The sequence below is a fragment of the Streptomyces sp. NPDC015127 genome, assembly GCF_043080095.1.
Classification (GTDB): Bacteria; Actinomycetota; Actinomycetes; order Streptomycetales; family Streptomycetaceae; genus Streptomyces.
Genome location: NZ_JBIBVE010000024.1, coordinates 12,818 through 34,903 on the forward strand (window position 1 = coordinate 12,818; position 22,086 = coordinate 34,903).

At 72.4% G+C, this 22,086-nt stretch carries 15 protein-coding genes; 6 read left to right on the forward strand and 9 right to left on the reverse strand.

Annotated features, from left to right (window positions below; translation table 11 throughout):
• Positions 1-84: 84 nt before the first annotated feature.
• Together ACF08N_RS33170 and ACF08N_RS33175 are read left to right on the forward strand one after the other, a co-directional pair.
• Positions 85-3,495: a trypsin-like peptidase domain-containing protein gene (locus tag ACF08N_RS33170; protein ID WP_392328434.1), complete on the forward strand. Its 3,411-nt coding sequence runs from the start codon at positions 85-87 to the stop codon at positions 3,493-3,495.
• A 41-nt stretch (positions 3,496-3,536) separates the two neighbouring features.
• Complete coding sequence (locus tag ACF08N_RS33175; RefSeq protein WP_392328435.1) at positions 3,537-4,478, forward strand: bifunctional riboflavin kinase/FAD synthetase; 942 nt, start codon at positions 3,537-3,539, stop codon at positions 4,476-4,478.
• Positions 4,479-4,778: 300 nt separating this feature from the next.
• On the opposite strand, the gene ACF08N_RS33180 is transcribed toward ACF08N_RS33175, so the two are convergent.
• The 9 genes from ACF08N_RS33180 to eccE form a co-directional block, all read right to left on the reverse strand.
• Entirely contained in the window at positions 4,779-5,750 is a 972-nt protein-coding gene (locus ACF08N_RS33180) for an ABC transporter ATP-binding protein (RefSeq protein WP_392328436.1), read from the reverse strand.
• Positions 5,751-5,770: 20 nt separating this feature from the next.
• Entirely contained in the window at positions 5,771-6,748 is a 978-nt protein-coding gene (locus ACF08N_RS33185) for an ABC transporter ATP-binding protein (protein ID WP_392328437.1), read from the reverse strand.
• The gene (locus ACF08N_RS33190) at positions 6,745-7,665 is read right to left on the reverse strand and encodes an ABC transporter permease (RefSeq protein ID WP_392328438.1); all 921 of its coding nucleotides are present in this window, start codon (positions 7,663-7,665) and stop codon (positions 6,745-6,747) included. Before ACF08N_RS33190 ends, ACF08N_RS33185 begins: the two co-directional genes overlap by 4 nt.
• Positions 7,662-8,711: an ABC transporter permease gene (locus ACF08N_RS33195; protein WP_392328439.1), complete on the reverse strand. Its 1,050-nt coding sequence runs from the start codon at positions 8,709-8,711 to the stop codon at positions 7,662-7,664. The genes ACF08N_RS33190 and ACF08N_RS33195 overlap by 4 nt, the downstream gene beginning before the upstream one ends.
• Before the next feature lie 3 nt (positions 8,712-8,714).
• Positions 8,715-10,610, reverse strand: coding sequence for an ABC transporter substrate-binding protein (locus ACF08N_RS33200; RefSeq protein WP_392328440.1), 1,896 nt, complete (start codon positions 10,608-10,610; stop codon positions 8,715-8,717).
• Between the two features lie 202 nt (positions 10,611-10,812).
• On the reverse strand, positions 10,813-13,749 hold the full coding sequence (locus ACF08N_RS33205) for an SCO5717 family growth-regulating ATPase (protein ID WP_392328441.1): 2,937 nt from the start codon (positions 13,747-13,749) through the stop codon (positions 10,813-10,815).
• A 433-nt stretch (positions 13,750-14,182) separates the two neighbouring features.
• Positions 14,183-14,416, reverse strand: coding sequence for a DUF397 domain-containing protein (locus ACF08N_RS33210; RefSeq protein ID WP_215187253.1), 234 nt, complete (start codon positions 14,414-14,416; stop codon positions 14,183-14,185).
• A gap of 223 nt (positions 14,417-14,639) precedes the next feature.
• Positions 14,640-15,356: a hypothetical protein gene (locus ACF08N_RS33215; protein WP_392328442.1), complete on the reverse strand. Its 717-nt coding sequence runs from the start codon at positions 15,354-15,356 to the stop codon at positions 14,640-14,642.
• Complete coding sequence (gene eccE / locus ACF08N_RS33220) at positions 15,356-16,690, reverse strand: type VII secretion protein EccE (RefSeq protein WP_392328443.1); 1,335 nt, start codon at positions 16,688-16,690, stop codon at positions 15,356-15,358. The genes ACF08N_RS33215 and eccE overlap by 1 nt, the downstream gene beginning before the upstream one ends.
• 179 nt (positions 16,691-16,869) lie before the next feature.
• On the opposite strand from eccE, the gene eccB reads away from it, so the two are divergent.
• From eccB to ACF08N_RS33240, 4 genes are all read left to right on the forward strand, one after another.
• On the forward strand, positions 16,870-18,396 hold the full coding sequence (gene eccB, locus ACF08N_RS33225; protein WP_392328444.1) for a type VII secretion protein EccB: 1,527 nt from the start codon (positions 16,870-16,872) through the stop codon (positions 18,394-18,396).
• 14 nt (positions 18,397-18,410) lie between these two features.
• Positions 18,411-19,652: a type VII secretion-associated serine protease mycosin gene (gene mycP / locus ACF08N_RS33230; protein WP_392328445.1), complete on the forward strand. Its 1,242-nt coding sequence runs from the start codon at positions 18,411-18,413 to the stop codon at positions 19,650-19,652.
• 197 nt (positions 19,653-19,849) lie between these two features.
• Entirely contained in the window at positions 19,850-20,335 is a 486-nt protein-coding gene (locus tag ACF08N_RS33235) for a hypothetical protein (protein ID WP_392328446.1), read from the forward strand.
• 83 nt (positions 20,336-20,418) lie between these two features.
• Positions 20,419-22,062 (forward strand): hypothetical protein, encoded by a 1,644-nt coding sequence (locus ACF08N_RS33240; RefSeq protein ID WP_392328447.1) that lies wholly within the window; start codon positions 20,419-20,421, stop codon positions 22,060-22,062.
• Positions 22,063-22,086: the final 24 nt, after the last annotated feature.

Genomic DNA, 22,086 nt, shown 5'->3' on the forward strand with positions numbered 1-22,086 from the left:
GCTCGGAGTACCTGGCGGCGCACTCGGGGGCGCTTTCGTCACGCGCACTCCTGCGCTGATCATCGGCGACCTACCGTCGACCGCATGGAACACGGCAGTCCGACAACGCTGGTACGGATCTGCGATCTGGCCGGGCAGCCGCTGGGCACCGGCTTCGTCGCCGACGACTCGGGGACGGTCGTCACCGGTCACGAGACCGTCGACGGACACGACACCGTGCTCGTCAGGGCACCCGGCGGCCGCGACCGCACCGCCGGGGCCGATGCCGTCACCCGCCTCCCCGGCCTCGGCCTCGCCCTGCTCCGCACCCCCGGCCTCGCCGTGCCCCCGCTGCCCCTCGGCGCCCGGGAGCATGTCGCGCCCGGGACCTACGTACGGCTCGCGGCGGGTGGCTGGCGCGAGGCCCGCGTCCTCGGCGCCGCCCACGACACGGCGGAGCCCGGCGCCCTGGAGCTCGTCATGGGGACGGACGGCAGCGACGCGCTCCGCCGCGGCCGGTCGGCCGCCGGCGGACCGGTGCTGGACGCCACCACCGGTGCCGTCCTCGCCGTCCTCGGTGCGCCCCCGCCGCCCGGCCACCGCGCGGCGGCGGTCGCCCGGCCCCTGCGCCCCGGTCCGCCGGACGGACCACTCGCCGCGCTGCTGCGGCGCAACGCCGCCACCGTCCCCGCGTACGGCGACGACCTCAACCTGGCGGCCGTCCTCGAACTCACCGCCGCCTCCTGCGGACCCGCCGAAGGACCCGCCGAAGGACCCGCCGAAGGACCGGGCGACTGGCCCGCCCCCGTCGAACGCCCCGAGACCGCCGACGAGTTGATGCGCTTCACCAGGTCCGCTCCGGGGGTGCTCGGGCTCGTCGGCGCACCCGGCACGGGGCGTACGACGGAGCTGTCCGCGCTCGCCGCACGGCGCGCACACGGCCCCGACCCGGCCCCCACCCTGTGGCTGCGGGGCGCGGACCTGCACCCCGGTGACACCTCCGTCGCCGACGCGATGACCCGCACCCTGCGCCGCGCGGCCGGCATCCGGGCCGCCGCCGACGGGACCGACCATCTCGGCGGCGTCAGCCCGCAGCGGGTGGCGCGACTGTCCCGCGCGGCGGGACGGCCCCTCCTCGTCGTCCTCGACGGCCCCGAGGAGATGCCGCCCGCCCTGGCGCACCGGTTCGCCGAGTGGGCCCCGGCCACCGCGGACTGGCTCGCCGCCCACGGCGTGCACCTGATCGTCGGCTGCGGCCCCGAGCACTGGGAAGAGGCCGCGCAGCTGTACCGGACCCCTGTGCCCGGGGCCGTACGGATCGGGGACCTCGGCCGCGAACAGGCGCGCCTCATGCGGGAGCGGTACGGCCTGCCCGAGCACGCCCTCGCCGGCCAGGACGCACGCCATCCGCTCGCCCTGCGGCTGCTCGCCGAGGTGCGGCGGGCCCTGCCCGCGGGGGCGGCCGGCAGCCCGGGGCGCGAGGAGGTCTTCACCGCCTGGCTGGACCTGCTCTGCCTGCGCATCGCGGTCGGGGTCGCCGCCGCGTCTGCACCGGCCCCGCGCGGGACCGTGGTGCGGCGGCTCGCCGCCCGGGTGTCCGGCCGGGTGCACGAGGCGGCACGGCGCTGCCTGGGCCCCGGACAGGGCGAACTGGACCGCCGGTCCTTCGAGGAGCTCTTCCCCTGGGCGTCCGGCTGGGCGCCCGCCGTGCTCGCCGAGGCACTCCTCGTCCCGGCCGGCGCGGGCTACCGCTTCGCCCACGAGGAGTTCGCCGACTGGATTCAGGGCGCCCATCTGGACCTCGGCCCCGCGCTGCGCACACTCGTGCACCAACGCCCCCGCCCGCCGGCCGCGACACCGGGCGTGCCGCGGCATCGCACCGGGCCGGTCGTACAGGCCCTTCTGCTCCTCGCCCGGCAGCACGGCCCCGACCGGCTGGTCGACGAACTCGCCGCCCTCGTCGGAGCGTTGGACCGCGTCGACACCTCGGAGCCGGACCGGGAAGCCCGTTGGTGGGCGGTCAGGCTGCTCACCGAGGTGCTGTGCCGCGTGCCGGACGCCGAGCCGTACGTCGGCGTACTGCGGCTGCTCGCCCGCCGCGTCGTCGCCGTGCCCGCCGACCGGAAGGACTTCGGGCCGGCGTTCTGGGCCCGGCCGGCGCTCGGGGAGGCGTCCCGCCTCGATCTTCTGCGCCGTCTCGTCCCCGCCGACCCCGCGCCGGGCGCGGGCCGCGCCGCGCCGCGCTTCCTCGACCTGGCCGCGGAGCGACTGGCCGCCGACCCCCGGGCCGTACAGCCACTGCTGTGCCGGTGGTTCTCCGACGACACGCCGCTCGCCGCCGCGCCGGACGGCGCGGTGCGGGCCACCGTCTCGGCCGCCGCGCAGGCCCTCCTGTACGCCCGGCGCCGCCATGACGCCGACGGCCTCACCGAGGCCCTCGTCGCCACGGCCCACCCCCGGGCCGCCGAGCTGCTCGCCGTCCTCGCGGACGACGAGCCCGCCGCCTACTGCCGGGCCGTCCACCGCTGGGCCCGTGACCCGCGCCCCGACCGCAGGGCCGCGGCCGCCGCCCACGCCCGGGCCGCCGACGCCACGATCACCGCCGACGCCGACCGCGAACTGCTGCGCAGCGCCTCGGCCGCGCTGCTCGCACGCCCCGGACCGCTGAGCGGCCCGGCCCTGGCCCTGCTCGTCCGCGACCCCGTCAGCCGCGGCCACCACCTGGACCGGGCCCTCACCCGCTTCGCGGACGGCGACCCGCAGCTGCCCCCGACCGCCTTCACCGGCGCGCTCGGCACCCACCCGGGCCCCGTGCTCGCCGCCTTCCGGACCCGGCTGCTGCGGTCCGATGCCACCGACACGGGCGACCTGCTCGCCGTCCTCGCCCGGGCCACCAGCCCCGCCACCGCGCGGCCGGTCGCCGCCCTGGTCTGCGAGTACGTCGACCACCGGCCCGCCGGAGCACCGCACGCCGCCGCCTATGTGGAGCACCGCCTGGAGCACCGACCCGCCGACCGTGCTGACCGCGCCGTCCTCTTCCCCCTGGTGACCCGCCTGCTGCGCGGCCGGACCGCCCGCGTACGCAGCGCACTCGCACCCGTACTCGCCGCGCCCGGCAGCCCCGCCTCCCGCTCCCTGCGCACCGAGCTGCTGGACGTGCTGCTGCGCTACGAGCAGTACGAGGCCCGTGATCTGGAGGTGCTCGACGCCGTGCTGCGGACCGTGGCCCTCGGCTGCGGGGACCGCGACGCGTCCACGACCAGGTCCCTGGTGCACCGCACCGGGCTCCTTATGGTGCGCAGCCCCGGCGGCGCGGCCCGTCTCGACCGCCGACTCGTGGAGCTCGCCCGGGCCGCGCCCCGCTTCGCCGCCGCGCTCACCCGATGGCTGGCCGAGGACCCCGAGGAATGGGCCCTCGTGGCCGGTCCGCACACCTGGGGGACGCTGTGGACGCCCGCCGGCCAGGAGCCGATGCGGAGCGGGAGCCACGGGCATGGCAGTCTTAGACCTGCGTAATCGTTAATGACGTACACGGGTTCGGGCGAGGAGCGGTCACAGTGCAGCGCTGGCGTGGCTTGGAGGACATCCCCGAGGACTGGGGACGCAGCGTCGTCACCATCGGCTCCTACGACGGGGTGCACCGCGGACACCAGCTGATCATCGGCCGTGCCGTGGAGAAGGCGCGCGCGCTGGGCGTGCCGTCGGTCGTCGTCACCTTCGACCCGCACCCCAGCGAGGTCGTGCGCCCCGGCAGCCACCCGCCGCTGCTGGCGCCCCACCACCGCCGCGCGGAGCTGATGGCGGAGCTGGGCGTCGACGCGGTGCTCATCCTTCCGTTCACCCTCGAGTTCTCGAAGCTGTCGCCCGCCGACTTCATCGTGAAGGTACTCGTCGACAAGCTGCACGCCTGTGCCGTCATCGAGGGCCCGAACTTCCGCTTCGGCCACAGGGCCGCCGGGAACGTCGCGTTCCTCACCGAGCTGGGCGCCACCTACGACTACGAGGTCGAGGTCGTGGACCTGTTCGTGTCCGGCGAGGCGGGCGGCGGCGAGCCGTTCTCCTCGACCCTGACCCGCCGCCTGGTCGCCGAGGGCGATGTGACGGGCGCCGCCGAGATCCTCGGCCGCCCGCACCGCGTGGAGGGCGTCGTGGTCCGCGGCGCACAGCGCGGACGCGAGCTGGGCTTCCCCACGGCGAACGTGGAGACCCTGCCGCACACCGCGATCCCGGCGGACGGCGTGTACGCGGGCTGGCTCACGGCGAACGGCGAGCGCATGCCCGCGGCGATCTCCGTCGGCACGAACCCGCAGTTCGACGGCACGGAGCGCACGGTCGAGGCGTACGCGATCGACCGCGTCGGCCTCGACCTGTACGGGCTGCACGTGACGGTGGACTTCCTGGCCTTCGTGCGGGGCCAGCAGAAGTTCGACTCGATCGACGCCCTGCTGGTGGCGATGGCCGAGGACGTGAAGCGCTGCCGCGAATTGACATCGCCGTAGGGGTTCTCGGGCTGGGCCCGGTTCGTGCGCTCCACGCCCCCGTGGCGCGGCCAGGCTTCTCGGGCGTGGCCCGGTCCGGGACCGCAACGTCGGGCCCCTCCGGGGCTCGATCCGGGACTGCTTTCACGAACTTGCGTCGCGGTGACTCACGACGCTTTACGTCCCGAACACGACCCCCGCGCGTCCCTGACCGGGCTCGGACCCCTGGCTGACCGTGCGTGGCACCTGCCCGTCCTCAGAAGCGATCACCGGTCCCCGGCACCCCCGGCAGGGGGCCTGGGCGCGCAGGCGCCCCGGGGCTCAGCGCGTCGACCAGTGGCACGCCACCCCCGCCTGGCCGCTCGGGAGCACCGGCAGGTCCCGTGTGCGGCACAGCTCCGCCACCCCCGCCCGCGCCGCGTCGCCCGAGGACAGGATCTGGCAGCGGGCGTGGAAACGGCACCCTGCCGGGATCCTTGACGGGTCCGGGGGCTCGCCCGTCAGGACCACCGGTGCGCCCTCCGACTCCGGCAGCACCGACAGCAGCGCCTGCGTGTACGGATGCCGGGGCGCCGTGAGCACGTCCTCCACCGGACCGGTCTCCACGATCCGCCCCAGGTACATCACCGCCACCCGGTCCGCGATGTTCCACGCCAGGCCCAGATCGTGCGTCACCACCAGCGCGGACAGGCCCAGTTCGTCGCGCAGGCGCAGCAGCAGCGCCAGGATCTCCCCGCGTACCGACGCGTCCAGTGACGCCACCGGCTCGTCCGCGACGATCAGTTCGGGCTCCAGCACCAGCGCCCCCGCGATCACCACGCGCTGGCGCTGCCCGCCCGACAGCTCGTGCGGGTAGCGCAGGAAGAACCGCTCCGGCGGACGCAGCCCCGCCCGGGAGAGCGCCTCGGCGACGGCCGCCCGCTCGTCCCCGTCGTACCCGTGGATCCGCAGGCCCTCGGCGACGGCGTCGTACACCGTGTGCCGTGGGTTGAGCGACCCGCTGGGGTCCTGGAGCACCAGCTGGACCCGCTTGCGGTAGCGCTTCAGCGCGCGTGAGGCGTAGTCCAGCGGCTGACCGCCGAACGTCACGCGCCCCGACGTCGGCGGCACGAGACCGAGCAGCGAACGGGCGAGCGTGGTCTTGCCGCAGCCGGACTCGCCCACCAGCGCGACGATCTCGCCCGCACCGATGTCGAGATCGACTCCGTCGACCGCCCGCGCGGTGGGGCGGCCGCGCCGCCCGGGGAAGGCGACGTGCAGTCCGGCCGCCGACAGCAGGGGGGTGGTGGTCATGCTCGGCTCCTCGGTACGGCTCACAGCTGCTTCGCCCCCACATGCAGGCAGGCCGCCCGGCGCGCCTCGCCGGCCGGGACCAGCACCTGGTCCTCGTCCGCGCAGGCGTCCACGGCGACGGGACAGCGCGGGTGGAACGTACAGCCGCCCGGCAGCGACGCCGGGTCGGGCGGGTCGCCCGGCAGGCCGCGCGGGGCACGGCGCGACGCCGGGTCGCCGATGCGCGGGAACGCGGCGGACAGGGCCTGCCCGTACGGGTGCCGTGCCGCGTCGTACACCGCCCGTGCCGGGCCCTCCTCGACGATCCGGCCCGCGTACATCACGGCCAGCTCGTCGCAGGTGTCGGCGAGGACACCCAGATCGTGGCTGATCATCAGCAGGGCGATGTCCTTCTCGGCGACCAACTGCTCGATGAGCCGCAGGATCTGCGCCTGGATCATTACGTCGAGCGCGGTGGTCGGCTCGTCGGCCACGATGAGCCGGGGATCGCAGGCCAGCGCCATCGCGATCATCACCCGCTGGCGCTGCCCGCCGGACAGCTCGTGCGGATACGCGTCGGCGCGCGAGACCGGCAGACCCACGTGCTGGAGCAGTTCGCCGACGCGCGTCCTCGCCTCGGCCGGGGTGGCCCTGCGGTGCAGCAGGATCGGCTCGGCGATCTGGTCGCCGACGCGGTGCACCGCGTTGAGCGAGTGCATCGCGCCCTGGAAGACGATCGACGCCCCCGCCCAGCGGACGGCCCGCAGCCGCCCCCACTTCATGGTCAGCACGTCCTCGCCGTCGAGCAGGATCTCTCCGGTGAGGCGGGCCGACGCGGGCAGCAGCCGCAGCAGGGCCAGCGCGAGCGTCGACTTGCCGCAGCCCGACTCGCCCGCGACCCCCAGCTTGCGGCCGGCGGCGAGGGTGAGGTCGACCCCGCGCACGGCGGGTACGGCCCCTGCCCCGGAGCCGTAGGTCACCTGGAGGTTCCTGACCTCGAGAAGGCTCGGGCCGGTCATCGGGCAACCCCCAGCTTCGGGTTGAGCACGGACTCGATCGCGCGCCCGCACAGGGTGAAGGCGAGGGCCACGATCGCGATCGCGATGCCGGGCGGCGCCAGGTACCACCAGTGGCCCGAGGACACCGCGCCCGCCTCCCGCGCGTCCTGGAGCATGCCGCCCCAGGAGACGACCGTCGGGTCGCCGAGGCCCAGGAAGGCCAGCGTCGCCTCGGTGAGGATGGCGCTGGAGATGCCGAGGGTGGTCTGCGCCAGGACCAGCGGCATCACATTGGGCAGGACGTGGCGGTTCATGATGTGCCCGTGACCGCCGCCGAGCGCCTTGGCGCGCTCGATGTACGGGCGGGACTCGACGGCGATGGTCTGGGCGCGTACCAGGCGGGCCGTGGTCGGCCAGCTGGCGACGCCGATGGCGACGATGACGGTCCACATGCTCCGGGACATGACGGTCGCCAGGACGATCGCGAGCACCAGGCTCGGCATCACCAGGAACCAGTCGGTGATCCGCATGACCACCGTGGAGAACAGGCCGCCGTAGTGGCCCGCCACGATGCCGACGAGGGTGCCGATCGCCACCGACAGGGCCGCGGCCAGCAACCCCACCGTCAGCGAGATGCGCGCGCCCCACACCAGCAGCCCGAGCAGCGAACGTCCGAACTGGTCCGTACCGAGCGGGAATGCGGCGCTCGGCTCCTCCAGCGCCGTGCCGGGCGCGTTCGTCACGCTCTGCACGTCCGGTCCGACCAGCAGCGGCGCGGCGACGGCCAGGGCGGCGATGAGGACGAGCGCGGCGAGCCCGAACAGTCCGGCGCGGTGCGTGCGGTACGCAGCCCAGAAGCGGGCGACCGAGTGCCGGCGGCGCGCCCACGCCAGCGACGTCGCGGAACGTGCGGTCTTGTCGACCGGGGTCGTCGTCATCGGCCCACCCGGGGATCGAGCAGCGGATACAGCAGGTCGGCGAGGAGGTTCATCACGATCATCGCGCCGGCGAACACGACGAACAGGCCCTGCACCAGCGGGAGATCGGGCACGCTGAGCGCCTGGTAGAACAGCCCGCCGAGACCCGGCCAGGAGAACACCGTCTCCACCAGGATCGAACCGGCCGCCACATGACCGAGGTTGATGAAGACCATCGTCACCGTGGGCAGCAGCGCGTTCGGCACGGCGTGCCGGCGGCGCACCGAGTCGTCCCGCAGGCCCTTGGCGCGCGCCGTCGTCAGGTAGTCGCTGCCCATCTCGTCGAGCAGCGAGGAACGCATCACGAGCAGCGTCTGCGCGTAGCCGACCGCGACCAGTGTGATCACCGGCAGCACCATGTGGTGCGCGACATCGGCGACGTACGCGAAGCCGCTCTCGCTGCCCGACTCCATGCCACCGGTGGGGAACATGCCGGGAATCGGGCCGATCCCCACCGAGAAGACGATGATCAGCAGCAGACCCAGCCAGAACGCGGGCACCGACCACAGGGTCAGCGCCACACCCGTGTTGAGCTTGTCGCCGAGACCGCCGTGCCGCCAGGCCGAGCGTGTGCCCAGCCAGAGCCCGATCGCCGAGTAGATCACCACGGCGACCCCGGTCAGCAGCAGCGTGGCCGGGACCTTCTGGGCGATCAGATCGCCGACGGGCGCGCGGAACTGGTACGACATGCCGAGATCACCCGACAGGGCCTTGGCGCAGTAGTCGGTGAACTGCTGCCACAGCGGCTGGTCCAGCCCGAACTGGCGGCGCAGCGTCGCCAGTTGCTCCGCCGACGTCGGTACGCCATGGGTCATGGCCTTCACCGGGTCGCCCGGGATGATCCGGAAGAGGAAGAAACTGGTGACGAGCACGGCGAACAGCGACACCGCCGCGCCGCCGATTTTGCCCGCCGCATGGAGGAGATAGGCGCGTGCACGGCCGCTCGCGGCGCGGGCCTCGGGGACCCGCGCCACAGCGGTCGTGCTCGTGGTGCTCGTGGTGCTCATCGACTATTCACGGTCTTCCGCGGTGGAACGGCGCCGCATCGCGACGAAGAGCCCGACGGCGGCGGCCAGGACGACGACCGCGCCGGCACCGATCAGGAGACCCGTCGAGGAACCGCTCTCGGAACCGTCGCCGTCACCGGCGGCCGGCTCGGCCGACCACCAGCTCCAGTAGCCGTCCTGACCGTAGATGTTGCCGGCGGCCTCGGGCATCGTCTTGATGGACTTGATCTGGTCGGTACGGTACGCCTCGACCGCGTTCGGATACGCGAGGACATTCATGTATCCCGTGTCGTACAGCCGCGACTGCATCTGCCGGACCATGTCGGCCCGCTTGGCCGGGTCGTACTCCGCTGCCTGCTTCGCGTACAGCTCGTCGAACTGCTTGTCGCAGATGAAGTTGTCGGTCGCGCCGGTGTCCTTGGGCGTGGCGGGCAGTGCGGCGCAGGTGTGGATCGACAGGACGAAGTCCGGGTCGGGGTTGACGGACCAGCCGTCGAAGGCGAGGTCGTAGTCGCCCTTGAGCCACGGGTCGGAGACGTTGTCGAGGCACTCGACCTTCAGCCCGATGCCCAGCTCGCCCCACCACTCCTGGAGGTACTTGCCGATCGCCTTGTCGTTCGGGTCCGTGGCGTGGCAGAGGATGCGGAAGTCGAGCGGCTTGCCGTCCTTGCCGGTGCGCTTGCCGTTGGCGTTCTTCTTGTAGCCCGCCTCGTCGAGGAGCTTCGCCGCCTGCGCCGGGTCGTAGCCGATCTTCTGACCGGCCTCCGGCTTCCAGAAGTACGAGGAGAAACGCGGCGGGATGTAGCCCTCGCCCTCGACCGCGTGGCCCTGGAAGACCTTGTCGACGATCGTCTTGCGGTCCGTCGCGTGGAACAGCGCCTTGCGCACGGCCGGGTCGAGCAGTGCCTTGTGGCCGTTGCCGAACGTCTTCCCGTCCTTGGAGCGCGCGCCCGGGTTGGTCGCCAGCGCGAAGAAGCGGCGGCCGGGGGCGTCGTTGACCTTGATGTTCTCCGCGTTCTTCAGCGCGGCGGCCTGCGCCGGGGTCAGGCCCTGGACGAAGGACACCTCCCCCTTCTGCAGGGCGGCGACGGCGGCGTCACCGTCCTTGTAGTACTTGAAGACCAGCTCGTCGAACTTGGGGGCGCCCCGCCAGAAGTCCTTGTTCGGCCGCAGCTTCACGTACTGGTCGACCTTGAAGTCCGTGATGACGAACGGCCCGTTGCCGACGATCGGGAACTGCTTGTCGTTGTTGAACTTCGAGAAGTCGCCGACCTTCTCCCAGACGTGCTTCGGCACGATCGGCACGTCGAGGGCCGTCATCGTGGCCTGCGGCTTCTTCAGCTCGATGACGAGCGTCTTCGGGTCGGGTGCGGTGACCTTCTTGAAGTTGGCCGTGAAGCTGCCGTTGGCGGTGGCGGCGTTCTCGTCCGTCATCATCTTGTTGAAGGTCCAGGCCGCGTCCTCGGCGGTGGCCTGCCTGCCGTCCGACCACTTGGAGTCGTCACGGATGGTGTACGTCCACGTGAGCTTGTCCTCGGACGGCTTCCACGCGGTGGCGAGACCGGGGACGGTCCTGCCGTCCTTGGGGTCGTAATTCGTCAGGTACTCGTAGGCCAGCCGGTGGATCGAGGTGCTCACCAGCCGCGCGGCGAGGAACGGGCTCAGGGAGTCCACGCTCTGCGAGACCGCGACGGTGAGGACCTGCTTGCCGCCCTTTCCGTCCTCCTCGCCTGCCGTCGTCGCCAGGGCGGGAGCGAGAGCGCGGGCCTGGGGCTGCGCCTGGGCGTGCGGGACGACCGCTGCGGACATCACCAGCGCGGAGGCGGCGGCGCAGGCTGCGAGGACCAGTCGGTTGCGGGGGCGGTGCCGGACGGAGCGGGGGGGAGCCTTTGTGACCATGGAATGGTGACCTCGCGTCATGATGCGCCCGGATAAGGCGGGTTGGTGTGATCATGGGTTCGCCAGCTGGTGAAGCGAAGGTCTATCAGGGTGGTCTTGCCGCGTCAACGGTGGCCGAAACCGCGTGTGGGCTGCGGGAATACGCCGAGGGCCCGCACCGGCGAATCGGTGCGGGCCCTCATTGGTTCAGACCTCTGTCGCGCTACTGCTGAGGGGCTGGCGGCGCCTGCGGCGGCGGCTGCTGCTGCGGCCATCCGGCGGGCGGCACGGGCGCCTGGGAATCGTGCTGTCCCGGGACACCCGGCTGCCCCGGGACACCCGGCTGCCCCGGGACGCCGGGTGCGCCGGGGTGTCCGGGTGCGCCCGGCGGCGGTCCGGCCGGCGTCGCGGGGGACTGCGCCTGCGACGGCGGCGACTGCTGCCAGCCCTGCGGCGGGTATGCCTGCTGCGGGCCGCCGTACGGAGGCTGCGGCTGCTGGGGGTGGTGCGGCTGCGGCGGGTACGGCTGGCCGGGCATCGGCTGCCCGGGCGCGGGCTGGCCCTGCCACTGCGGCTGACCCGGGCCCTGGGGGCCGGGCATCGGCGGGGCGGCCTGCGGCGGCGGGTTGCTGCCGTCGGCCGTCCACAACCCCTGCTGCTGCTGGGCCCGCACGAAGTCCTCGGCGATGAGCGCCGACAGGTTGAAGTACGCCTCACGAGTCTTCGGACGCATCATGTCGAGGTCGACCTCGGCACCGGCCGCCAGGTGCTCGTCGAAGGGCACCACGACGACACCGCGGCAACGCGTCTGGAAGTGCTGCACGATGTCGTCGACCTTGATCATCTTTCCGGTCTCGCGCACCCCGGAGATGACCGTCACCGAACGCTGCACCAGCTCCGCGTACCCGTGCGCGGACAGCCAGTCCAGCGTCGTCGAGGCGCTGCTCGCGCCGTCGACGGACGGCGTCGAGATGATGATCAACTGGTCGGCGAGGTCCAGCACTCCGCGCATCGCGCTGTAGAGCAGACCCGTGCCGGAGTCCGTGAGGATGATCGGGTACTGCTTGCCCAGCACGTCGATCGCGCGCCGGTAGTCCTCGTCGTTGAACGTCGTCGACACGGCCGGGTCCACGTCGTTGGCGATGATCTCCAGTCCGGAGGGCGCCTGCGAGGTGAACCGGCGGATGTCCATGTACGAGTTGAGGTACGGGATCGCCTGGACGAGGTCACGGATGGTGGCCCCGGTCTCCCGGCGCACCCGGCGCCCGAGCGTACCGGCGTCCGGGTTGGCGTCGATCGCGAGGATCTTGTCCTGGCGCTCGGTGGCGAGGGTCGAGCCGAGCGCGGTGGTCGTGGTGGTCTTGCCGACACCGCCCTTGAGGCTGATGACCGCGATCCGGTAGCAGGAGAGCACCGGGGTGCGGATCAGGTCCAGCTTGCGCTGGCGCTCCGCCTCGTCCTTCTTGCCGCCGATCTTGAAACGGGTGGCGCTGGAGGGATTACGGCTCGACTTGGGCTTCTGCTTGTTGTTGCGCAGCAGCCGGTCGGAGGAGAGCTCGACGGCGGCCGTGTACCCGAGGGGCGCGCCGGGCACGGAACGCTCCCGCTGGTCGTGCGTGACGGGCGTGGGCCAGGCGCCGCCGGTCCGCGGGTCGGCGGGCGCGCCCGGGGCGCCCGGGGCGCCGGGGGCGCCGGGGGCGCCTTGAGCGTGCGGGGCGGGCGCCTGGGGAGGCAGCTGTCCGGGGTGGGCCGCCGGCGGGAGCGGCTGTCCGGGCTGGGGCTGCTGCCCCTGGGCCGGAACGGGCAGGGGGGCTTGCGGGGCCTGCCCGGGCTGCCCCGGCTGGGGGAAGCCGTAGCCGCCGGGCTGCGGGGTCGGTTGCTGGGCCTGCTGCGGGAAGCCGTAACCGCCCTGGGGGGCGGGCTGTGGCGGCCCTGCCTGGGGGAATCCGTAACCGCCTTGTGGGGCGGGAGTGTGGGGAGCGGGCTGGGCCTGCGGAGCCTGCTGGGGCTGGGGCTGGGCGGCCTGCGGCTGGACGGGCTGGGGCTGCTGGGGGAAGCCGTAGCCACCGGGCTGGGCCTGCGGGGGCTGCTGCGTCTGCTGCGGGAAGCCGTAGCCACCGGGCTGGCCGGGCTGACCGGGCTGACCGGGCGTCGGCGCGGGCCAGGGCGCGGACTGCTCGGTGGTGGGCGCGGGCGTCGGCCACTGCTGGGCGGGCGCCGGTGCGGCCGGCTGGTAGGCGGGCGGCAGCGGCGGCAGTTCGCCCTGCGGAGCGGCAGCGACCGGGGCGGGGGTCCACGGCTGGACCTCGGCGGCGGGCGGGGTGTCCTGGACGTTGCCGGCCTCACCGGCAGCCGCTTCGCCCTCCGTCGGCGTCATGTCGGCGGCTGCGTCGCGGGGAGCGTCGTCGTCGGCCCCGGCCGGGTCGGCGGAGTCCGCGGGCTCGGCCCGGTCGTCGTCCGAGTCGGCGTCGGCCACGGCGAGAGACGTCTCGGGCTCGACCGCGTCGTCGTCCTCCTGCTCCTGCCGGGCGGCACCGGCCTCGCCCGAGGGCTGCGCCGCATCGGCGTCGTCGGCGTCTGCGGAGCCCCCGGCGCCCTCCGTGGACGGGGAGTCCGCGGTGCCGGCGGCAGCGGCGAGCTCGGCCATCTCCCGCTTCAGCGCGGCCGGAGAGAAGCGCATGGTGGCGCCGCTCTCCAGATCGCCGCCTCCGAAGGGCTGCGACGACGCCTCGTCCGCCACGGGAGCGGCCGGAACCGCCTGCGGCGCCTGCTCGGCCACGGGAGCGGGCGCGGCCGGCGGCAGGGCGGGGCTCGGCTCGTGTGCTGCGGGTGCGGGTGCGGCCGGCGGTACGGCGGGGCCCGGTTCCGGTGTCACGTGGGGCGCGGGCTCCTGGGCCGCGGCGGGCGGCGCCGGCGCCCAGTTGGGCTCGAAGCCGCTGCCCGCGGGCAGCCCGGGCACGGCGACCGGAGCACCCTGCGGCGGGGGCGGGGTGTGCTGACCGGTGCTCCCGCCCGAGGTGTCGCCCGACGCGTTCTGCGTGTACCAGGCAGGCGGGGTGTAGTCGATGGTGAACTCACCCGTCAGCTCGGCGGGCTCCGCGTCGGACTCGTCGACGGGAAGGTTCCAGCCCCCGTGGATGTCGTCCCGATCGCCGTTCACTTTGCCTCCTGGTGTGGTCGAGCACCCTTGTGCCGTCGTGGGTGCGGGCCACCGTTGACGTCCGATCGGCCCGGCTCTCCCCCTGGGGACGCGGTGAACATGCCCGAGGGTTCTTCTGCCGCGCCCTGACCCACCCTAATCGCCAACAACGCCACTCCGTCAGGGCCGCCCGCCCCGGGCTGCTGTCCCGTGCGTCACGCCCTGCCCGCATGTGACGCCGATACATCGGAGCGTGAAGAATCTCAGGGGGCAAACCGGTACAACTGCGCCGAGATCCGTAGCCCCTCGGTGCATCCACCGCGCGCTGCCCAACAATCCGGTCTCGGCATCGGCGGCCTGCGTCATGACGAACCGGCGGCGCCCGACCGTTGTCCGGTCGTGGCGGCCGCCGGCTCGACGTGAAGGCCCGAAGTCTCGGCGAAGAACAAATGCCTCAGCGCAGGTCGAACTCGCCGTCCCGTGCGCCGAGTACGAACGCCCGCCACTCCGCCTCGGTGTACCGGAGAACCGTGTCCGGATCCAGCGACGAACGCATGGCGACGGCGCCGCCCGGGAGGTGTGCGATCTCGACGCGCTCCTCGTCCGGACTCGTACCGGGAGGGCCCTGCCACTCGACATCGGAGATGTCCAGGGCGTACAGCTCGTCCTTCTCCTGCGCGCTCCCCATCACGGTTCCTTTCGCTACAGCCGGCAGCCGGGCCGATGACCCAAGAGCCTCGTGGCGCCGCGTAGTTCAGCGTCGCTCTCCGTCACCGAGCACATCCTAGGCCAGTGGCTCAGGGCCCGCGGGTGACTTCCGGGACCGTACGCCCGGAGGGTGGGGCGGAGGCCGTGCAACACCGTCGTGGCGTAGGCATCCGCCTGACCGTTCCGCGGCCCCCGCACCGGAGTCAGTCCATCCGGCGGGCCACACCGAGCAGTCCGGACTCCGCGTCCGTCGCGCTCGTCATGACCCAGTGGCGCTCGCGTCCGGCGCACCAGAGCGTGACGCCGTCCGCCAGCGTCGGCAGAGCGTCGACCTCGCCCTGGGCAAGCCCCAGAATGCGCCCGATCTGCTGCGCCTCCTGCGGCGAAACCCTCTGGACGCCGACCAGCGTCGCCGACCGGAGCAACCGCGGCGCCACCGGACTCAGATAGGGCAACAGGGTCAGTACGGACTGCCACGGCGACGACACGACACGCCCGCGCGGCGGCCGCATACCGCAGTCGCGCACCACCACGACAGGGCTGCCGACGGTCGCGCCCATCGGCGGCACGCGGCCCACGTCGTGCAGCGTGATGCACTCCAGGCCCGCGCCGGCCGCCTGGGCCAGAACGCTCCATTCGCGTGCGCGACCGGTTTCCACGGCCACCCTCGCGCCGGTACCCACCGCGCGAAGTGCCAGCACCTGTGCGGTCCACAGGCCGCCGATCAGCAGCACCTCGTAGGGCGTCGAACGGTGGAAGCCCACCATCTGCGGACGGCCCTCCGCGTCGTCCCCGATGACCACGCCGTCGTCGCCCACCGGGAGGGAGAGGGCGCCGAGATGGTCGGCGACCATGGTGTGCCCCGCGTGGCGGGGACCGATCAGGCCCCGCAGACCCTTCGGCGTTCCGGCACGGCCCATTACCGAGCACCTCCCAGAGGCATCGTCGCGAGCACGCCCGGAAGCTGTTCGCGGTCCAGTCGCAGCAGACCCACCTTCGCGGTGCGCGCGGCCTGCTCCAATGCGCGCCGCACTCCGACCAGTTCGGTGTCCGAGCCACCCGTGATCCGTACGTGGCCGCCCACGTCCATCGCTCCCTGGCGTGATCCGCGCCGCACGGTGAGGCTGAACGTGGTCGCGTACGCGGGGACGGCGGTGAGCAGCGAGACCAGCTTCGGCAGGGGAGTCGCCCCCCGCCCGAGCTCGGGCCACCGGCCGACCGCATACGTGGTGTGCCACCGGTCGTCGCACCGCCAGACCCGTGACGTCTCCGCCGTACGGCGCGCGGGGGCCGCGTCGGGCCGCCCGGCGCGGGCCGCCGCGCGCGGACTGGCGCATGCCGCGGTCGCCACAGTGGAGTTCAGCTCTTCCTGATCCAGGACGACGGCCTGGAAGCCGGCTCCGGTGATCCGGCTCGCGACATGGTCCGCGACCCGTACCAGACAGCGCTGAGCCCCTTCGAACCCGCCTCCGCGGGCCTCCACGGCCTCCGGGCAGAGTTCCGGATCGATCTTCACGGCCACCCAGGTCATCCGCAGCGCGGGTGCACCCGTCTGCTCCTGGAGCGGCGCGTACGAGAGCCGGGCCACCGACTGCTGCGGGAGGTGGGGCGCGGGAGCCGGACGCACCTGCTGCACCAACTGCACCGACTCGACCACGATGTCGTCCACCGCAAGGGCATCGCCCAGGAGGGAAAGGGGGAGTGCACGGGCGCCGAACGCCGGCCGCAGTGCCGACCCGCTGGCCTCGACGCGCACCACGGCGGTCAGGAACGTGCCGTCACCCAGCATTCCGACGGTGCGACGGTTCCGGTCGACGTACGGAAAGGGCCGGAAACCGGGCAGGCTCTCCGTGACGGGCGCCAGGGAGGGGTCGGTGTCGGGTGCCGCAGGAGCGGTGTTCCGCCTGCGCGTACGCAACGACAGGGCCGTGGCCAGCCAGTCCTGAAGGGCATGACCCCGACGGCGGATCACCGCGAGCAGCACCAGCAGTCCCGCGACGACGCACGTCGGCACGAGCCACAGGCCGCCCAGCGCGAGTCCGACCGCGACCAGGGCCAGTGCGGACTCCACGAGCACCAGCTGCCGCAGCCGGAAGGGGCCGACGCGGCTGGTGCGTGACAGAGGGCGCAGTGTGGTCACCGCGGGAACACCCCGCGCACCAGGCGCCGTCGCCGCATTGCTGCGTTGCCGTCGGGAAGTCCCAGGGGCCTGACCGGTGGTCCGCCCGTTCCGCGCACGCGTCGCCGTACCCATCGCCGCGTTGCCCCCTCGTGTCCGTAATAACCAAATTCCCATGGGCGTTGACCGGGCGATCACCCTACCTGAGCAGTGAGACGCAAGCGCCAGCAGGCATAGTAGGGGCGGCAGGACGGCAGGCCGTTCCGATGAGTGTGGGAACCTGGTCGCCCAGCGGGGAGAGGGACAGCGAACAGATGGCATCACGACGGGACGAACTGAACGCCTACACCTTCGCGAAGCGGAGGCTGATTGCACAGTTCGTGCAGCCGAATGCGACCGGCTCGGAGGAAGGTGCCCCGCGCCCGCTGCGCGCGGTGGCTCCCGGAGCGATCGTCGGTGTGGTGATTCTCGCCATCTTCGGCGCCTGGGGGATGTTCAAGCCGGTCGCTCCCAAGGACTGGGACAAGCCGGGCGAGAACGTGATCATCGCCAGCAAGTCCACCACTCGCTACGTCGTGCTCACCACCGGCAAGAAGACGCAGCTGCATCCGGTCCTGAACATGTCGTCGGCCAAGCTCCTGCTCAACCCGGACAAGGGCAAGGTCATCAACGTCGACGAGTCGGTCCTCGACAGCGGCAAGATCCCGCACGGCGCCACGCTCGGCATCCCCTACGCCCCCGACCGCCTGCCCGACGGCAAGGAAGCCGGCGCGGCCAAGCGCTGGGCCGTGTGCGAGCGGCCGGGCGAGGGCGGCCGGGCGATCCAGAAGGCGGCCTTCGTCCTCGCCGAGCGCGAGGCGAAGAAGACGGAAGGCGCCAACCGTCTCAACGGCGGCGAACTGCTCTACGTCGAAGGCCCCGACAAGACCCGCTACGTGGTCGACGCGGCCGGTACGGCCTACCGCGTGGACAAGGACGAACTGCTGCTGCGCCAGCTGGTCGGCCAGGACCGCGCCGCGCAGCGGGTGTCCGAGGCCTGGCTCGCCACCCTTCACCAGGGCGACACCATCACCTTCCCGACCGTCCCCGGACAGGTCGGCACCCCCGCCGGCATCCCCGGTGAACTCGACCCCCAGGTCAACAAGGTCGGCATGGTCCTGTCCGCGACGAGCGGCACGAAGAAGCAGATGTACGTCGTCCTCCAGGGACGCGTCGCCCCCGTCTCGGACTTCACGGCCAAGCTGCTGCTCAACAGCCGGCAGCTCGTCGACCTCGGCCAGGCGGGCGAGGCGACGGCGGTCAGCGGCGGTGCCTTCCAGCCGGGCCAGGCGTTCGGCCAGGACAGGAAGTGGCCGCAGGCGGCACCGGTGCCCGTCAACGACGCGAGCACGGCCGAGGGCAGCCGCAACACCGTGTGCAACGTCCTGCGGTCGGTGGACGCCGACAACGGCGCCACCACGCTCAGCACCTGGGCGGGCACCGACTTCCCCGCCACCCTCCCCACCGGCTCCAGCAGCGCCTACGTCACGCCCGGATCCGGCCAGCTGTTCCGGCAGTTCAAGGGTTCCACGACGGGCAGCGGATTCCTCTTCCTCGTGACGGACACGGGCCTGCGCTACGCGATGCAGTCCAACGGCGACAGTGCCACCGACGACTCCGGTATCGGTTCCTCCGGTTCGGAGCAGGAGAAGCAGGCGCGCCAGGCGGAGGCCCAGCAGGCCCAGAACCGGCTCGGTTACAAGGGTGTCGACCCGCTGCCCATCCCCGCGGAATGGTCGACGTTCCTGCCCACCGGGCCGCGCCTGTCGACCGGGGCCGCGCGGCAGCCCCAGGGCTCGTGAGGGCCGGTACGACGATGACGAACACCAGCCGGCGCCTGCTCACCGCCACGGCCGCCACCGTGCTCACGGTCATCGGCCTGCCCATGACCACCGCGGCGGCGGACAGCACCCAGTGCACCTTTCCCGGGAAGAAGTACGAAGGCCGCCCCTGGTCGCTCCAGCGCGTCCTGCTGGACGAGGTGTGGAAGCAGTCGACGGGCAAGGGCGTGCGGGTCGCCGTCATCGACACGGGCGTCGATGTCAGGAACCCGCAGCTGACGAAGGCCGTGGACACCAAGAGCGGCGTGAACCTGATCCCCAAGGACGCCAAGGACTCGAACGGAAACAAGCTCGAGCGCGGCAAGGAGAACGGCACCACGGATACGGTGGGCCACGGCACCAAGGTCGCCGGCATCATCGCCGCCCGCCCCGCCAAGGGCACCGGCTTCGTCGGACTGGCGCCGGACGCCACGATCATCCCGATCCAGCAGAACGACGCGGACGGCAACGGCACCGCTGCGACCCTGGCCCAGGCGATCCGGCACGCGATCGACGAAGAGGCCGACGTCATCAACATCTCGCAGGACACGGCCAACGCCGTGGAACCGGCACCCGCGCTCAAGCAGGCCGTGGACGCCGCCCTGGCGAAGGAGATCATCGTCGTCGCGTCGGCGGGCAACGACGGACTGGGCGGCAACGTCAAGCGGACCTACCCCGCCTCGTACGACGGCGTGCTGGCCGTCGCCTCGTCGGACCGCAACAACGAACGCGCCCAGTTCTCCCAGTCCGGCGACTTCGTCGGTGTGGCCGCGCCGGGCGTCGACATGGTCTCCACCGTGCCGGGCGGCGGCCACTGCGCCGACAGCGGCACCAGTTTCTCCGCTCCCTACGTCGCCGGCCTGGCCGCCCTGGTGAAGGCCAAGCACGGCAACTGGACCCAGGAGCAGATCGTCGCCCAGATCCAGCAGACAGCGGAACGCTCGATCGCCGGCCATGACCGCCTCGTCGGCTGGGGGGTGGTCGACCCGGTCCGTGCCCTGACCGAGGACGACAAGCCGATCGAGAAGCCGGAGGCCCACGAGGGCGTGACCCGCGCGGAGGCCCCGACCCCGGCCGCACTCCACCTGGGCGAGACACCGGAGGAACGCAACGCGCGCCTCGCGACGTACGTCATGGTGGGTGGCGGTGTGCTGGTAGCGGCGATCACGGGCGCGGCGGTCGCACTCCGCGACTCCCGCCGCAGAAGCCGCCGGATCGCGCGGGAGGCGGCGGGCTGAGGCAGTTGTGCCAAGATCGTGACAGGGCGGCGACGATTGCAGCCGCATACGGCATGACCAGCCGAAGCGTTGAAGTCTCGTGACGGATAAGACACTTGGGGCTGTCATAGCCGGTGGATAAAGTGGTGTCCGATGCAATCGGTGGATGGCGGGTCACCACGATCGCAATGCGTGACAGGTGAAGCAAACGGGGAGGAATGGGCAACGTGCTTCCGGCAGAAGGTGGGGGCGGCTCGGGGGCCAGGGGTGACCTCGAGCGCGGTGTAGGCGCGCTGAAGCGGTTTCAGAAGCGTGTGAACACGCTGCTGACCGAGTTCGAGAACGGGGCGGCGGGCAAGACCAAGGTGTCGGCGCAGACGATCTCGCCTGCGTCCCTGACCCATGCAGGATCCGACGCGTTCCCGGAGGCGCACGGACTCTACGGCCAATACGAGCGTGTCCATCAGTCGCTCGTGTCGCTGTCCCAAGACCTCGGTGACCAGATCGAGATGCTCAACATCGCTGTGCACGCCACCGATGTCGGCTTCGACAACGTGGACGAGGACACGAGGCGCCGGTTCGCGGAGATCAAGGCCCGGGTCGACCAGCGGCACGCGGCCGAGGAAGCGCGCGAGAAGCAGAACGACAAGACGCAGGCGCCGAGCTCCCACGACAACACTGCAGACGGGGGGATGTACCGATGACCGAGAATGCTCCGGAGCTGAGCCCCAAGGAACAGCACGAGCACGACCTGGCGCGCGTCAAGGCGCAGCTCGGGATCACCGACGTGACCAGGATCGTCACGTCGGTCTGGGACTCGGGCGGGTTGTATGCGAGCAGTGACTTCGAAGGTCGCGAGCTCAACGATCTGATCCGCCTCGTCGAGAACACGAAACCGGCGGACCTGGAGAACGCGGGCGCGGCCTTGTGGAGCGCACGCGACGCGCTCAAGGACGCTGCGGGGGAGCTGCAGTCCTACGTCGAGAAGGTCGACTGGCAGGGCGAGTCGGGCGAGGAGTTCCGGTCCTTCGGAGGGGCGCTCGCCGAACACGCACGGAAGCTAGCCGCGTTCGCTGACGTGGCCGGCACCCAGATCACTGTTGCCGGCACCGGTCTTGCCTCCGTGAAGATGCCGCCTCGCGACGACCGGGCGGTCAAACGGAAGCCCCACCAGATCCCGCCGGAGGAGCGTGCCGCCAACAAGGCGGAGTACGACAAGGCGGTGCAGGTCGAGAAGGACCGCCAGGAAGCCATCAACCAGATGTACAAGCTGGCGTCGTACTACACGGTGTCGCAGCAGAACCTCGCGGCGCAGGAACCGCCGAAGTTCGACCGGATGCTCAAGGCGGAGGTGCCGAGGCCGACGGCGACCTATCGGCCGCCGCAGAGCGAGGCTTCGACAGGCGCTGGGCAGGTGGGGGGATCGGCCAGGGAGTCTGCTGCTGAATCCGTGGTTGCCTCCCAGGGGACGGACGGCTCGGCTCGCAAGGAGTCCATCGGCACGGTGAACGCGCCGCCACCGAGCACGTCCATGCAAATCGACAGCGTCACACTCCAGCACCCGCCGACCACAACGCCGCCTGCCCCGACACCGGTGTCGCCCACTACGGGACCGTCTCCCGCGCCGACGGTCCCCCTGCCGCCCGTGACCGGTATGCCTCCCGGGCGGGACATGACGTCGCGTGCCGTGGGCAAGCCTGGTCTGCCGCGAACGACGGGCCCGAGTGGGCCCCCGGTGGGCAGGGCGGACACATCCCGAACCAGTCCTGTCACCGGGCGCCCGGGGCCTGTCGGTCGCCAGGCCGGCCAGCCTCCGATGGGTCGCACAGGTGGCACGGGGCCCATTACGTCGACGGGGCAGGGTCCTGTCACAGGCCGCCCCGGCGGGACGGGCCCGATCACCTCGACGGGCAAGGGGCCTGTCACGGGCCGGACCGGTGGTACGCCGCCCCTGGTCGGCCGAGCCGATACCGGAAAGACGACAGGACCCTCCCGTACGGGGCGGGCGGACGGCATCTTCGGTGGCAGGCCGCAGAACGCTACGAACAAGACGTCCGGCTCCCGGATCCCGCAGGGGAAGGTCATCGGCGCCGATGCAACGCCTGCGAGTCGCACCTGGGAGGGCCGCGTCGGCCGGCAGGGCGTCATCGGGGCGAACCCGGCGAAGCCCGACTCGCGCCCCGGTGCGCCAGTCGCCGCCGGGCCGAACGGAGTGGTGGGGGCACCTCGTGCCGGCGGGCCTGGTTCCCGCTCCGGTGCTGGTGGCTTCACGCAGGGCGGCTCGGGGCTCGTGCGGGGATCGAAGGGGCATGACAAACCTGAGAACGAGGAGCAGGAACGCACGGATTCGTCGCGTCCTGAGTACCTGACGGAAGACGAACAGACCTGGCAGGCACGGCGCCGTAATGCCGTTCCTCCGGTGATCGAATAGGCACAGGGAAGGTTCGGAAGCCAG

Bases quoted from the DNA above. Each gene is read 5' to 3' on its own strand.
- ACF08N_RS33170 (WP_392328434.1), top strand. From the start codon at position 85: ATGGAACACGGCAGTCCGACAACGCTGGTACGGATCTGCGATCTGGCC.
- ACF08N_RS33180 (WP_392328436.1), bottom strand. From the start codon at position 5,750: ATGACCACCACCCCCCTGCTGTCGGCGGCCGGACTGCACGTCGCCTTC.
- ACF08N_RS33185 (WP_392328437.1), bottom strand. From the start codon at position 6,748: ATGACCGGCCCGAGCCTTCTCGAGGTCAGGAACCTCCAGGTGACCTAC.
- ACF08N_RS33190 (WP_392328438.1), bottom strand. From the start codon at position 7,665: ATGACGACGACCCCGGTCGACAAGACCGCACGTTCCGCGACGTCGCTG.
- ACF08N_RS33195 (WP_392328439.1), bottom strand. From the start codon at position 8,711: ATGAGCACCACGAGCACCACGAGCACGACCGCTGTGGCGCGGGTCCCC.
- ACF08N_RS33200 (WP_392328440.1), bottom strand. From the start codon at position 10,610: ATGGTCACAAAGGCTCCCCCCCGCTCCGTCCGGCACCGCCCCCGCAAC.
- ACF08N_RS33210 (WP_215187253.1), bottom strand. From the start codon at position 14,416: ATGGGGAGCGCGCAGGAGAAGGACGAGCTGTACGCCCTGGACATCTCC.
- ACF08N_RS33215 (WP_392328442.1), bottom strand. From the start codon at position 15,356: ATGGGCCGTGCCGGAACGCCGAAGGGTCTGCGGGGCCTGATCGGTCCC.
- eccE (WP_392328443.1), bottom strand. From the start codon at position 16,690: ATGGGTACGGCGACGCGTGCGCGGAACGGGCGGACCACCGGTCAGGCC.
- eccB (WP_392328444.1), top strand. From the start codon at position 16,870: ATGGCATCACGACGGGACGAACTGAACGCCTACACCTTCGCGAAGCGG.
- mycP (WP_392328445.1), top strand. From the start codon at position 18,411: ATGACGAACACCAGCCGGCGCCTGCTCACCGCCACGGCCGCCACCGTG.
- ACF08N_RS33235 (WP_392328446.1), top strand. From the start codon at position 19,850: ATGGGCAACGTGCTTCCGGCAGAAGGTGGGGGCGGCTCGGGGGCCAGG.